The organism is Streptomyces filamentosus, from assembly GCF_014654895.1.
In the GTDB taxonomy this organism is placed as follows: domain Bacteria; phylum Actinomycetota; class Actinomycetes; order Streptomycetales; family Streptomycetaceae; genus Streptomyces; species Streptomyces filamentosus.
On record NZ_BNBE01000004.1, the window covers coordinates 524,356 to 537,303 of the forward strand.

General features: G+C 75.9%; 10 protein-coding genes. 8 read left to right on the top strand and 2 right to left on the bottom strand.

Going from position 1 to position 12,948, the window contains the following annotated elements; genetic code table 11:
- Window positions 1–6 precede the first annotated feature (6 nt).
- The 6 genes from IE326_RS41775 to IE326_RS36195 are packed head-to-tail and all read left to right on the top strand — an operon-like array spanning window position 7 to window position 8,813.
- Window positions 7–3,189 carry an HAD-IIB family hydrolase gene (locus IE326_RS41775; RefSeq protein ID WP_308440357.1) on the top strand — a complete coding sequence of 1,061 codons (3,183 nt, stop codon included), beginning with the start codon at window positions 7–9 and terminating at the stop codon, window positions 3,187–3,189.
- A complete protein-coding gene (gene malQ, locus IE326_RS36175; RefSeq protein WP_190044596.1) occupies window positions 3,186–5,252 on the top strand; it encodes a 4-alpha-glucanotransferase in 2,067 nt (688 codons plus the stop codon). The genes IE326_RS41775 and malQ overlap by 4 nt, the downstream gene beginning before the upstream one ends.
- Window positions 5,245–6,450 carry a sedoheptulose 7-phosphate cyclase gene (locus IE326_RS36180; protein WP_190044597.1) on the top strand — a complete coding sequence of 402 codons (1,206 nt, stop codon included), beginning with the start codon at window positions 5,245–5,247 and terminating at the stop codon, window positions 6,448–6,450. The genes malQ and IE326_RS36180 overlap by 8 nt, the downstream gene beginning before the upstream one ends.
- On the top strand, window positions 6,447–6,830 hold the full coding sequence (locus tag IE326_RS36185) for a cupin domain-containing protein (protein WP_190044598.1): 384 nt from the start codon (window positions 6,447–6,449) through the stop codon (window positions 6,828–6,830). Before IE326_RS36180 ends, IE326_RS36185 begins: the two co-directional genes overlap by 4 nt.
- The gene (locus tag IE326_RS36190) at window positions 6,811–7,878 is read left to right on the top strand and encodes an ROK family protein (protein ID WP_190044599.1); all 1,068 of its coding nucleotides are present in this window, start codon (window positions 6,811–6,813) and stop codon (window positions 7,876–7,878) included. Before IE326_RS36185 ends, IE326_RS36190 begins: the two co-directional genes overlap by 20 nt.
- Window positions 7,875–8,813: an SDR family oxidoreductase gene (locus IE326_RS36195; protein ID WP_190044600.1), complete on the top strand. Its 939-nt coding sequence runs from the start codon at window positions 7,875–7,877 to the stop codon at window positions 8,811–8,813. The genes IE326_RS36190 and IE326_RS36195 overlap by 4 nt, the downstream gene beginning before the upstream one ends.
- A 34-nt stretch (window positions 8,814–8,847) precedes the next feature.
- Here IE326_RS36195 and IE326_RS36200 read toward each other — a convergent pair whose 3' ends face one another.
- Together IE326_RS36200 and IE326_RS36205 are read right to left on the bottom strand one after the other, a co-directional pair.
- A complete protein-coding gene (locus IE326_RS36200; RefSeq protein ID WP_190044601.1) occupies window positions 8,848–9,510 on the bottom strand; it encodes an adenosylcobinamide amidohydrolase in 663 nt (220 codons plus the stop codon).
- A gap of 40 nt (window positions 9,511–9,550) precedes the next feature.
- Window positions 9,551–10,858, bottom strand: coding sequence for a threonine/serine exporter family protein (locus IE326_RS36205; RefSeq protein WP_229915828.1), 1,308 nt, complete (start codon window positions 10,856–10,858; stop codon window positions 9,551–9,553).
- Window positions 10,859–11,033: 175 nt separating this feature from the next.
- Here IE326_RS36205 and gadC point away from each other — a divergent pair, with 175 nt between their 5' ends.
- Together gadC and IE326_RS36215 are read left to right on the top strand one after the other, a co-directional pair.
- Complete coding sequence (gene gadC / locus IE326_RS36210) at window positions 11,034–12,500, top strand: glutamate/gamma-aminobutyrate antiporter GadC (RefSeq protein ID WP_150233981.1); 1,467 nt, start codon at window positions 11,034–11,036, stop codon at window positions 12,498–12,500.
- Entirely contained in the window at window positions 12,497–12,937 is a 441-nt protein-coding gene (locus tag IE326_RS36215; RefSeq protein WP_150233983.1) for a hypothetical protein, read from the top strand. Before gadC ends, IE326_RS36215 begins: the two co-directional genes overlap by 4 nt.
- Window positions 12,938–12,948: the final 11 nt, after the last annotated feature.

Here is a 12,948-nt window from a genome sequence, read left to right on the forward strand (position 1 = left end):
GCCCTCATGCACATCGTCAACTTCGCCTACGAATGCGGGGGGTTCGACCCCCGGCTGATGCGCGGCGGACTGTCGCCGCTCGTGTGGAACCTGTCCCGCGAGTACGCGGCGCTGGGCCACCGGGTGTCGATCGTGACCCCCGCCCACGGGCACCTGGAGCGGCTGCGCGCCCTGCACCCGATAGAGGACCTGGACTACCGCGTCGAGCACGAGGTGCCGCTGGTCCTCGACCCGAAGATCTGGCCCGGCCGGCCGGCCGAGCTGTCGCTGGCGCTGACCACCCGGGCGCACCTGCTGCGCCTGGACGGGGTCGACGTCCACTTCCTCTCCGACTCCCACCTCGACCTGCTGCCGGACCGGCTGTACCCGCCGCCGGACTCCGAGGGCCGGGACCTGTCCTTCTTCAAGCCGCTGGCCTTCCAGGTCGCCGGGCTGCGCTTCCTGCGCGACCGGCTCGGCGCCGGGCACGAGGGGGACGCGGAGCCGGCGATCGTGCACGGCTTCGAGCCCTCGTACCACCACCTGGTGCCGCTGGTGCTGCGGGACGACCCGCGCTGGCGGTGCGTCAGCACGGTCGCGGCCAACGCGCCCGTCACGCACAAGGTGTACCGGCCGCAGACCGAGGCGGTGCTGCGGCTCTTCGGGGTCGATCCGCAGCGGATCGGCGCGGGGAGCGGGGAGCCGTTCGCGCTGGACGCCTGGGAGGAGCCGGAGCCGCCGGAGGACTCCCCCACCGCGGCGATGGTCCGGGCGCTGGCCGCGACCCGGCTGCACACCGCCTTCGGCCCCGACCACGTCACCCTCTTCCCCCAGCTCCTCGCCCACGCCGACCTGGTGGACTTCGTCTCGCCCGGTCAGCTCGACCACCACAGCACCCTCGACGGTACGCCGATGGAGCGGTACGTGTCCGGGCTGCCGGTCGCCCGGCTGACGCGGGAGCGGGCGGGCCGGCTCTTCGACGGCGGCTGCGGGATCTCCGACTCCTGGCTGGCGCGCGACCCGGGGTCGGTCGACCGGGCGGCGGTGCTGCGCGGCATGGGCCTGGACCCGGCGCGCCCGGTCTTCTACCACGCCGCCCGGTACGCGGTGCACCACAAGGGCCAGCTGGAGCTGCTCCGGGCGATCGAGGAGGTGCTCGCGGAGGGGATCGAGGCGTCCTTCGTGCTGCGCTGCGCGACGGGCGCGGCCGGTTCCGCGGCGGCGGAGCCCGCCAACGCGCACTTCCAGCGGATCGCGGACGCCCACCCGGACCGGGTGCGGCTCGACTGGTCGCTGGTCGGCGAGGACGAGCTGTTCACCGAGGCGGCGTGCGCGGACTTCTGCGTCTACCCGTCCAAGTTCGAGCTGGACGGCTTCCTGATCGCCCAGGGCGAGGCGATGGCCTGCGGCGCGGTGCCGATCGGCACGGCCCAGCGGACCACCGCCCACTTCGGGCACGCGCTGCCCCACGAGCACCCGGACGCGACCGGGTTCGCGGTGCGCGGTTCCTTCCGCGACGACGACCGGGAGCTGGCCGGGCTGCTCGCCGGCCGGATCCGGGAGGCGGAGCGGATGTTCCGCGAGGCGCCCGGGGAGTACCGGCGGCTGTCGCGGAACGCGGTCCGCACCGCCCGCGGCTTCACCTGGGGGGAGAGCGCCCGCCGCCGGCTGGGCGCCTTCCGGGAGCTGCTGGACGGCACCCCGCGCCGGCTGCCCGCCCGGGACGCCGTGCGGTACGGCTGGTTCGGGCTGCTCGACCCGGCGGAGTGGGCGGAGCACCGCGAGGAGGTGCGGCGGCGGGCCCTGGAGCTGGGCGACGCCGAGGCGTACGGACGGTGCGCGGAGCTCGACGGGGCCGCGTACGAGGCGCTGTTCGCCGCCGCGTACGGGCGGGCGGACTTCGAGCGCTGCGCCGCCCTCGCGCGAGGCGCGGGGCGCGCGGACCTGATGGCGCCGGTCCGGCACCGCTGCCGGGTCGCCCCGGCCGGCGCGGGCGCCGCGCACGCGGTGGAGTACCGCCACCCCGGGCTGACGGGGGTGGACGTGGTCGTGGACGGCGTCGCCCCGGGCCCGGCGGACGCCGGTGACGCGCCGCTGGAGTCGGTGGCCGAGGCGGCCCGCTCGGACGAGCCGGTGCCCGCGGCGGGCACCACCCGGCTCGTCGCGCTGCGCCGCGGCGGCGACGGCGTCTTCCGGGGCGCGGTGCCGGCCGGCGGGACGCGCGGCGGTCTGGTGCTGCGGCTCACCCTGGAGGACGGCAGGACGGCCTGGGACCACGTGCCGGTGCCCGGGGCGCCGCCGTACCGGGTGGTCGCCACCGACCTCGACGGCACCCTGCTCCGGTCCGATCTGACGGTGTCCGGCCGGACCCGGCGGGCCCTGGAGCTGGTGGCCGCGTCGGGCGCCGCGCACCTGGTGGTGACGGGCCGTCCGGCGACGGCGTGCCGCCGGGTCCTGGACTCGCTCGCGTACACCGGTCTGGCGGTGTGCGGGCAGGGCGCGCAGCTGTACGACGCGGGCGCGGACCGGCTGCTGTCGGCCGAGCGGCTCGACACGGAGCTGGCCCGTTCGGTGGTGGCGCGGGTGGAGGAGCTGCTCGGGCCGCTGGAGCTGGGGGTGGTGACCTCGCCGCCGGAGAGCCGCTTCAAGGTCACTCCCGGTTTCGGCGAGCGGGTGCGGCACGGCTGGGACGTGACCGCCGACCGCGCGCTGCTGTGGGACGCGCCGATCGACAAGCTGGTGCTGCACCACCGCACGGTCGGGGACGACGCGCTGGCCGAGGCCGCGCTGCGGCTCTGCGGCGAGGAGGTGACGGTGGTGCACTCGGTGCAGGGCATGGTGGAGGTGCTGCCCCGGGGGATCACCAAGGGCACCGGGGTGGCGCGGGCGCTGGAACTGCTCGGCCGCACCGGGGCGGAGACCGTCGCCTTCGGCGACATGCCCAACGACGTCCCGATGCTGGAGCTGGCCGGGCACGGGGTGGCCGTCGCGGGCGCGCACCCCGCGCTGCGGGCGGTCGCGGACGAGATCGCGCCCGGGCACGAGGAGGACGGGGTGGCGGAGGTCCTGGAGCGGCTCTTCGGAACGCCGGTGGTGCCGTTCGCCCCGGCCGCCTCCGCCCCCGTCTCCCCCGCCGACTCCGCCTCCGTCTCCCCCGCCTCGGCTCCCGACGCCTCCGCCCCCGTGTCCGCCGGGGGAGGTGCCCGGTGAACGATCCGCTGACGGCGCTCGCCGAGGCGCACGGCGTGGCGGTCTCCTACCGCACCGACCGGGGCCTGGAGGTCCCGGTCCCCCGCGACACCCTGGTCGCCGTCCTCGCCGCGTGCGGCGTGGACGGCTCCACGCCGGCCGCCGCCGGGGCCGCGCTGGCGGCCCACCGCGCCGCCCGGGCCCGGCGGCTCGTGCCGCCGTGCGTGGTCGTGGACGGGCCCGGCGGCCCGCTCCCCCGGCTGCCCAGGGGCGCCCGCGCCGAGGTGCGGTGCGCCGACGGGCGGGTGCGCGGCCTGGCGGACGGTCCGCTGCCGGCCGGCCGGCACGCGCTGACGGTGGAGGCGGACGGCCGGCGCGACACGGCGGTGCTGCTCGTCGCCCCGGAGCGGCCGGGCCCCGCCCCGTACTCCTGGGGCTTCCTCGTCCAGCTGTACTTCCTGCTGTCGCGCCGCTCCTGGGGGATGGGCGACCTCGGCGACCTCTCCTCGCTCGTCTCCTGGGCTGGCCGGGAGCTGGGCGCCGACTTCGTCCAGCTGGGACCGCTGCACGCGATGGAGCCGGGGCCGCTGCCCGACCCCTCGCCGTACCGGCCGAGCAGCCGGCGGTTCCCCGACCCGATGCACGTCCGGGTCGAGTCCGTACCGGAGTTCGCGGGGCTCGGGGACGGTCCGCGCGGCCGGGTCCGGCACCTCGCCGACCGGGCGGCGGAGCTCAACGAGTCCGTCCTCGACGGGAGTTCGCTGATCCGGCGCGAGGAGGTGCGGGACCTCAAGCTGCGGGCGCTGCGCGAGGTGTACGAGGTGCCGCGCACCCCGGCGCGGGAGGCCGCGTTCGCCGCGTTCACCGACCGGGAGGGCGCGGACCTCACGGACTTCGCCACCTGGTGCGCGCTGGCCGAGGTGCACGGTCCGGCCTGGCGGTCCTGGCCGGCCGGGCTGCGCGACCCCCGCTCGCCCGAGGTGGCCCGCGCCCGGCGGGTGCTGGCCGCCTCGGTCGGATTCCACCGCTGGCTCGCCTGGATCACCGACGAGCAGCTGGCCGGCGCCCAGCGCGCCGCCCGGGACGCGGGCATGCGGATCGGCCTGGTGCACGACCTCGCGGTGGGCGTGGCCCCGGAGGGGGCGGACGCCTGGGCGCTGCGGCACTGCCTCGCCGAGGGCATGTCGGTGGGCGCCCCGCCGGACGACTTCAACCCCGCCGGGCAGGACTGGAACCAGCCGCCGTGGCGCCCGGACGCGCTGGCCGCCGAGGGGTACCGGCCGCTCGCCGCGCTGCTGCGGTCCGGGCTGCGGCACGCGGGGGCGCTCCGCGTCGACCACGTGATGGGCCTCTTCCGGCTCTGGTGGGTGCCCGAGGGCCGGCCGCCGTCCGAGGGCACCTACGTCCGGTACGACGGCGCGGCGATGCTGGCCGTGCTGGCGGCGGAGGCCGCCGACGCCGGGGCGCTGGTCATCGGCGAGGACCTGGGCACGGTCGAGGCGGGCGTCCGCGAGGCGCTCGCGGACCGGGGCGTGATCGGCACGGCCGTGCAGCGCTTCGAGTACGAGGGCGGCTCCGAGGGCCGGCTGGGGCCGCTCGCCCCGGAGAAGTGGCGGGAGCACTGCCTGGCCACCCTCACCACCCACGACCTGCCGAGCACGGCGGCCTGGCTGAGCGGGGAGCACGTCGACCTGCGCGACCGGCTGGGCCTGCTGACCCGGCCGGTGGCCGAGGAGCGGGCGGAGGCCGCCCGCGAGCGGGACGGCTGGCTGGCCGAGCTGGAGCGGCTCGGGCTGCTGCCGGACCCGGCGGGCGAGGTCGCCGCGCTCCACGCGTACCTGGGCCGGACCCCGGCCCGCATGATCGGGGTCTGGCTGCCGGACCTGACGGGCGACCGGCGGCCGCAGAACCTGCCGGGCACGGCGGGACCCCACCCCAACTGGTGCCTGCCGGTCGCCGACGCGGAGGGACGTCCCGTCCCCCTGGAGGAGCTGACCGGGGCCCCGCTCGCCCACCACCTGGCCGAGGCGTTCGCCGGTCGGCCGGAAGCACACCGAGACACCATCGAGGAGAGGCATGCCTAGCCGGGTTCTTGCTGACGACGAACGCCTGCCGGGCGTCCGGGAGGACGCCGACGGTTTCAGCCTGCTCGCGCCGGACGGCACCGGATACCGGGCGGAACTGATCTCCGGGGTGCTCTCCCCGGAGAACCCCGCGCTCGCGCGTGCGATCGGCGGACGGCGGGTGGTGGCCTTCACCGGGCCGACCGTCGGCGGTCTGTACGGGGAGGCGCTGCGGCGCTACCTGGAGGCGAACCTCGCCCCGGGCACCTGGACGCTGCACACCGTCCCCACCGGGGAGCGGAACAAGACGCTGGCCGCCGCCGAGCGGGTCTGCGCGCTCGCCAAGGCCGACGGGCTCGACCGGCACGGGGTGATGCTCGCCCTCGGCGGCGGAATCGTCGCGGACGTGGTCGGCTTCGCCGCGTCGATGTACGCGCGCGGCATCCGGCACGTCCGGATCAACACCACGCTGGTCGGCCAGGTCGACGTGGGCGTGGGGGTGAAGACCGGGGTCAACGCCCTGCACACGAAGAACATGTTCGGCGCCTACCACCCGTCGCACGCCTCGCTGAGCGACCCCGCCTTCCTCGCCACCCTCCCGGTGCGGGAGGTCCGCTGCGGCCTCGCGGAGATCGTGAAGATGGCGGTGATCCTCGACGAGGAGCTGTTCACCACCCTGGAGCGGTACCCGGACGCCTTCCGGGCGACGGGGGTGCCGACGCCTCCCGAGGTCGAGACGTACGTGCTGCGCACCTCCATGCGGCTGATGATGGAGGAGCTCTGCCCGAACCTGCGGGAGAAGGACCTGGCCCGGCTCGTGGACTTCGGGCACACCTTCAGCCCGGTGATCGAGACGGCGGGCGACCACCGGCTCGAACACGGCGAGGCGGTCGCCGTGGACATGGCGCTCTCGGCCTGCCTGGCGCTGCGGCTCGGCCTGGTCGACGAGGAGTCCTGCGACCGGATCATCGGACTGCTCGCCCGGATCGGGCTGCCCGTCATCGACCCCGACACCTGCACCCCCGAGCTGATGGACCGGGCGCTGCGGGAGTCGTGGGAGCGGCGGGGCCGCCGGCTGCACCTGGTGGTGCCGACGGCGGTGGGCAAGGCGGTCTTCGTCGACGAACTCTCCGACGTGCCGGGCCCGGTGCTGCGCGACGCGCTGGACGACCTCGCCCGGCGCGCGGCCCGCTCGGGCGCCGGGGAGGTGCGGGGATGAGCGGCGGCGCGCGGCCGGTGGTGAACCTCGGGGAGCTGTTCTCCCCGAAGCCGCACGACCACGGCGGGCGGGGCACGATCCTCGCCCACCGGATCCTCTCCCGGGACGGCGGCGGCCCCGGGGCCTCCTTCATCGACCTGGCGGTGCTGCCGCCGGGCACGTCCATCGGCCGCCACCGGCACGGCCGGGACCGGGAGACGTACGTGGTGCTCAGCGGCAGCGGCGTGATGTACCGGGACGGGGCCGAGTTCCGGGTGTCGGCCGGGGACGTGGTGGTGAACGAGCCCTACGGCGAGCACGGGCTGAACAACGACGCGGACGCGGACCTGGCGCTGCTCGTCTTCGAGGAGGAGGTGCCCGATGACGCTCCCGGGCTCTGAGGGCGGCGCCGCGGCCGGCGGGCGGCGGGTCACCGTGATGGACGTCGGCGGGACGACGCTGCGCGTCGGCACCTTCGACACCGCGTCCGGACGCCTCCTGCCGGGCGTCCGGCGGGTCCCCGTGGACGGCATGGCCCGCTTCCCCGGCGCACCGGTCCCGGTGCTCCAGCGGCGGGTGGTGGAACAGATCGCGCGCGAGGCGGAGCGGCAGGACGCGGGCGGGGACGGCCTGTGCGTCGCCTTCGCCGGCCCGGTCGGCCGGGACGGCACGGTGCGGGGCGCGCCGACGGTGTGGGGCGGGGGCGGCGGACCGCTGCCGCTGCGGGAGCTCCTGGAGTCCCTGCTGCCGGTCCCGGTGGTGGTCGTCAACGACCTGACGGCGGCGGCCTGGCGGTACGGGGCGGACTCCCCCGAGCCGTTCTGCCTGCTGACCGTCAGCTCGGGCATCGGCAACAAGGTGTTCCGGGACGGCGGGGTGCTCCTCGACGACGAGGGGCACGGCGGGGAGCTGGGCCACTGGACGTACGACCGCTCGCCGGACGCGCCGCCGTGCGACTGCGGCGGCCGGGGGCACCTCGGGGCGATCGCGTCGGGGCGGGGCGTGCTGGCCGCCGTGCGGCGGGCCGGGCTCGCGGACCGGGCGGGGTACGCGCGCTCGGCGCTGGCCCGGTCCGCCGCCGATCCGGCGGAGGTGGACAATCCGGCGGTCGCCGCGGCCGTCCGGGCCGGGGACCCGTTCGCGACGGAGGTGCTGCGGGGCACGCTGGTGCCGCTGGCGGCGGCGATCGGCGGGGTGTTCGCCTCGATCGGGATCCGCCGGTACGTCCTGATGGGCGGCTTCGCCCTCGCGGTCGGCGAGCGGTACCGCGAACTGCTGGCGGCGGAGCTCGTCCGGCAGGGCTGCTTCGGGCTGACCGACGACCGGGTCCGGGCGATGGTGGTGCTCGGCGCGGACGACGACGACCACGGCCTCATCGGGGCCGGTCTCCTGATGGACCGCCGGCTCGACGCGACAGGAACGGCCACGGCGGGGGTGGCGGCCGGATGAGCGGGGAAGCGGCGGGCGAGGGGCCCGTCCTCGTGGTCGGCAGCGGTTTCGTCGGCTCGGAGATCGCCCGGCGGCTGGCCGGCGCGGGCCGGGCCGTGACGCTGGCCTCGCGCGGCCGGCCGGGCCGTCCGCCCGAGGCGTACGGGGCGCGCTGGACCTCCCTGGACGCCACCGACCCGGCGGCCTGCGCCGAGGTGGTGGCCGGCGTCGGGCCGCGCGCGGTCGTCCTGGTGCACGGCCCCTCGGACGTCACCTGGTGCGAGGCGCATCCGGCGGAGGCGGCCGAGGCGCACGCGGCGGCGACGGCCTCGTTCGCCGCGCTGCCGGGCCTGGACCGGCTGGTGATGATCTCCACGGACAACGTCTTCGACGGCGCCTCTGCCCACCCCGTGGAGGAGACGCCGACGGCCCCGGCGAACGCCTACGGGAGGGCGAAGCGGCGGGCGGAGGAGCTGCTGCTCGCCCGCGCGGTGTCCCCGGCGACGGTGCTGCGGGTCAGCCTCGTGTACGGGCACGAGCCGGCGGACGGCGGGAAGTGGCTGAACTTCTTCGCGTCCTGCGCCCACCGGCTGGTCCGGGGGGAGCCGGTGGAGGCCCCGGACGACCAGTGGACGACGCCCGTCCTGGTGGACGACGTGGCGGCGGTGACCGCGCTGCTGCTCCGCCCCGGCGCGGCGGTGCCGGAGCTGCTGCACCTCGGGGGCCCGGAGCGGGTCTCGCGCGCCGGGTGGGCCCGGGAGGTCGCACGCGCCCTCGGGGTCCCCCCGGAGCTGGTCCGGCCGGTGCCCCGGGCGTCGGGGCGCTACGCCTCCCGGCCGGAGAACACCTGTCTGGCGAGTACGCGGCTGGCGGCGGTGCCGGGCATGGGGGCCGTCCCGCTCCGGGGCGTGGCGGCGGGTGCCGCGGCGCTGGCCCCGGCCTTCCGGACGCCCTGAGGCCCCGTCCGCCGGGCCGTCGCCCGCGCCCCCGTCAGCGGAGGGCGGCGCCGACGGCCCGGTGGACGGCCCGCGCCAGCCGGGCGCCCCAGAGCGAGCGGGGTCCGGCGAAGGGCTCGGCGGGGCCGCCGGGCCGGGGCGCGGGGGCGAGGACGCAGACCGCGTCCGTGGGGGTGCCCGAGCAGTCGTGGCCGGCGTCGAGCAGCGCCTGCACCTTGGCCTCGGTGGCGGTCGCCACCGCGTTGACGAGCGCCGCGTCGGTGAGCGGTGCCGGGACGGTGACGACGATGTTGATCGTGCCGGGCGGCTGGGGCGCGGGGAGGGCGGGGCCGGGGGCGGCCGCCCAGCCGCGCACCTCGATGCCGGCGGTGGCCACCGCGTCGGCTCCGCCGTCGCGGGCCGCGCCCCGCCGGGCGACCTCGGCGGCGGTCATCAGTCCGACGCCGGGTCCGTCGAGCCCGGCCCGGCGGGCCAGCGCCGCGAGGTGCGCCTCGGGGTCGGTGCGGGTGTAGCCGTGCGCGACCTGGACGTTCATCACCCAGTGCCGCTCGCCGAGCCCGCCGCCGAGGACGGCGCTGCTGACGGCCCGCCAGCCGGGTCCGGGCCGCCAGAGCAGGGCGCCGAGCCGCTGCCCGTCCTCGTCCCGTTCCAGAAGCTCCGGAAGCTCCGGAAGGGCCCGTTCCCTCACCACGGTCACAGCAGCGTGCTCCTCGCTCACCCGTACGTCCCCGGTGATCCTACGGGCGGGCCGGGGAGGACTCCGCGGGGGCGGGCGGATCCGGCACGAGGGTGGCCCCGAGGACCAGTCCGACCGCGATGGCGGTGACGACGAGGACGAGTTCCAGCAGGTCGGAGAAGCCGTCGACGACGTGACGGCCGGCCAGGGTGGTGAGCCCGCGCATGCCGAGCGAGCCGACGGTGAGGGTGAAGAAGCCGGGCAGGACGAGGAGCAGCCGGGGCGGCCGCTCCGGCCCCCGGGACAGCAGCGTCGCCGCCGCCGCGAGCGCCACCGCCGCCACGAAGGTGCCGCCGGTCTCCCCGATCAGCCCGGTGGCGGCCGACTGCACCGCCACCGTCAGGTAGACGAGGACCAGCAGGGGCACGAAGAAGCGGCGCGGGATCGCGAAGGCGAGGACGGTGCCGGCGGTGAAGACCGTCCAGGAGGCGAAGAGCACCCAGCGGGGCAGGTCGGCCCCGGCCGCCGCGTCGAAGAGCGCGTGGGTGGAGGTGCCGGTGGCGTACACCCCGAGGAGGACGCCGACGCACAGCTGGACCAGCAGGAAGGCCGCGTACACCAGCCGGACCGCGCCGGTGGTGAGCAGTCCCGCGCCGAGTTCGGCGGCGGCGGCGCTGAGGTAGTCGCCGGGGACGAAGAAGAACAGCGCGGGCAGCATGAGCAGCACCGGACCGCCGTGCGCCGGATCGCCGGCGAACAGCGCGAGCGTGACCACCGACACGGCCGTCGAGGCGACCAGCGGCAGGACCCGGGCCAGGCGCGGGGCCCCGTCGGACGCCACCGCGAGGAGCGCGGCGAGCGCCGCCAGGACGGCGGTGGAGCCGAGCTCGTACCAGGTGGGCTGCATCAGCGAGGCGAAGCCCAGCGAGAAGAGGACGATCCCGAGGAACTTCAGCCACCGGGGGTACGGCGCCGGTGCCGCCTCGATCCGGTCCAGCCGGGCGTTCGCCTCCGCCGGTCCGGCGCGGCCCGCGCACACGTCGGCGACGAGCGGCTTCAGGGCGGCGATCCGGTCGAGCCGGGCCACCTCGGGGACGGCCCGCACGATGACGGTCCGGGCAGGGCCGCCGGGGACGGCGACGGTCAGGGTGGCGGTCTCCGGGACGAGGAGGACGGACACCTCGGCGCCGAGCGCGCGGCCGGTCTCCGTGACCTGGCGCGCGATCAGCTCGGCGCCCTCGCCGGAGGTGCGCAGCAGCAGCCCGGTGAGCCGGGCCAGGAAGCCGGCGATCCGGTCGGCCCGCTCTCCCCCTCCTCCCCCGGCACCGCCGGCCGCCGGCTCCGCCGGGTCCCCCACGGGTCGTGTCACGGCCGCCTCCTCGCGAACAGGGTGACGAACGCTCAGCATCCCCCACCCGCCCGGGCCCGGCACCCGGCACCGGCCTCTGGCACCGCCCGTCACCCGAACGGCTCCACCGCCCTGCGGCGCCGGTCCGGTTCTCGGAGTCTGGTGCAGATCGTGCCGATTCCCCCAGGGAGGGCCCATGGCATCGATGGACGTGCCCGCCGATCTGCCGAAACCCCGCGCCGAGGTGCGCACCACCGCCCCGCCGACGATCACCTGGGTGACGCTGGCCCTCATGACCACCGCCTCGGTGGCCAGCCTGCGCGCCGCGCCGACGATGGCCGTCTACGGACTCGCCTGCGTGTTCCTCTACCTGCTGCCCGCCCTCGTCTTCCTGCTGCCGACGGCCCTGGTCTCCGCCGAACTGGCCTCGGGCTGGTCGGGCGGTGTCTACCGGTGGGTGGCGGAGGGGCTCTCGAAGCCGCTCGGCTTCCTCGCCGTGTGGTGCCAGTTCGCGATGACGATCTTCTACTACCCGAGTCTGCTGGCCTTCGTCGCCTCGACGATCGCCTTCGTGATCGATCCCTCGCTCGCCTCGAACGGCCTCTACACGGCGATCGTCATCATGGTCCTGTACTGGACCGGCGTCTGGGTCTCCTCGCGCGGCACGAAGGCCCTCGCCGGGCTGTCCAGCTGGGGCCTGATCATCGGCACCCTGGTGCCGGGCACCGTCCTCGTCGTGCTCGGCATGGTCTTCCTCGGCCAGGGAAACCCGTCGGCCGCGCCGATGGACGGCAGCCACCTGCTCCCCCAGTGGACCGGCCTCGCGAGCCTCGTGCTGATCGTCAACAACTTCCTGTCGTACTCGGGCATGGAGATGAACGCGGTCCACGTCTCCTCGCTGAAGAACCCGGCCAAGGAGTACCCCAGGTCGATGTTCCTGGCGATGGGCCTGGTCCTGCTGATCTTCATCCTGCCCGCGCTGGCGATCAGCTGGGTCGTCCCGGCCGACCAGCTCAGCCTCACCGCCGGCGTCATGCAGGCGTTCGACGCGTTCTTCTCGTACTTCGGCGTCGGCTGGATGACGCCGATCGCGGCGGTCATGCTGATCTCCGCCTCGCTCGGCGGCATGCTGACCTGGCTGGCCGGCCCGTCGAAGGGCCTGCTGGAGATCTCCCGCAGCGAGGGGTACCTGCCGCCGTTCCTCCAGAAGCTCAACAGGTTCGGCATCCAGCAGAACATCCTCGTCACCCAGGGCGTCGTCACCTCGGTCATCGCCCTCGGCTACGCCCTGATCCCGAACGTCTCCAGCGTCTACTGGATCTTCTCGACCATCACCACGCAGGTCTACCTCATCGTCTACCTGCTGATGTTCGTCGCGGCGATGCGGCTGCGGAAGCTCAAGCCCGACCACCCGCGCGGCTACCGGGCGCCCGCCCTCGGCCTGATCTGCTCGGTCGGCCTGCTCGCCTCGCTCGCGGCGATGTTCATCGGCTTCGTGCCGCCCTCGCAGTTCGGCAGCGGCAGCGTCTGGTCGTACATCCTCATCGTCGGCGGCGGCCTGGTGGTCCTCGGTCTGCTCATCCCCTGGGCCTTCCTGAAGCTGCGCAAGCCCGACTGGCGCACGGCCGAGGCCGCCGCCCCGACCGAGGGGGACCCCGCATGAGCCCGACCCGCTTCGCCTCCGAGCACAAGTGGATCTACTGGGGCGCGATCGTGCTCCTGCTCGGCCTGCTGGTCACCGGCCTGATCCGGTACGGCAGCTTCAAAAGGACCGCGGAGACCTCCGAGAAGGCGGAACGACTCAGCGAGGAGCTGGTCACGGCGGGTTACCCCGCCCCCGACCAGGAGACCGCCGAACGGCTGCTCGGCACCGACGGCGGCCAGGTCTGCGAGTCCCCCGGCAACGCCCTGAAGAAGGCGCTGTACCAGCTCCAGCAGCTGTCCAACGGCGCCACCGGACCCGGCAGCCGCCCGGTCATCGCCGACTCCAAGGCCGTCGAGGTGGAGCGGATCGTGCTCCAGGTGTACTGCCCGGACCAGGTGGACGAGTTCGACGAGGCGGTCGAGGACCTCAGGACCGACGACACCGTCAAGCGCTGACCGGCCGCCCG

Bases quoted from the DNA above. Each gene is read 5' to 3' on its own strand.
- IE326_RS41775 (WP_308440357.1), top strand. From the start codon at position 7: ATGCACATCGTCAACTTCGCCTACGAATGCGGGGGGTTCGACCCCCGG.
- IE326_RS36180 (WP_190044597.1), top strand. From the start codon at position 5,245: ATGCCTAGCCGGGTTCTTGCTGACGACGAACGCCTGCCGGGCGTCCGG.
- IE326_RS36185 (WP_190044598.1), top strand. From the start codon at position 6,447: ATGAGCGGCGGCGCGCGGCCGGTGGTGAACCTCGGGGAGCTGTTCTCC.
- IE326_RS36190 (WP_190044599.1), top strand. From the start codon at position 6,811: ATGACGCTCCCGGGCTCTGAGGGCGGCGCCGCGGCCGGCGGGCGGCGG.
- IE326_RS36195 (WP_190044600.1), top strand. From the start codon at position 7,875: ATGAGCGGGGAAGCGGCGGGCGAGGGGCCCGTCCTCGTGGTCGGCAGC.
- gadC (WP_150233981.1), top strand. From the start codon at position 11,034: ATGGCATCGATGGACGTGCCCGCCGATCTGCCGAAACCCCGCGCCGAG.
- IE326_RS36215 (WP_150233983.1), top strand. From the start codon at position 12,497: ATGAGCCCGACCCGCTTCGCCTCCGAGCACAAGTGGATCTACTGGGGC.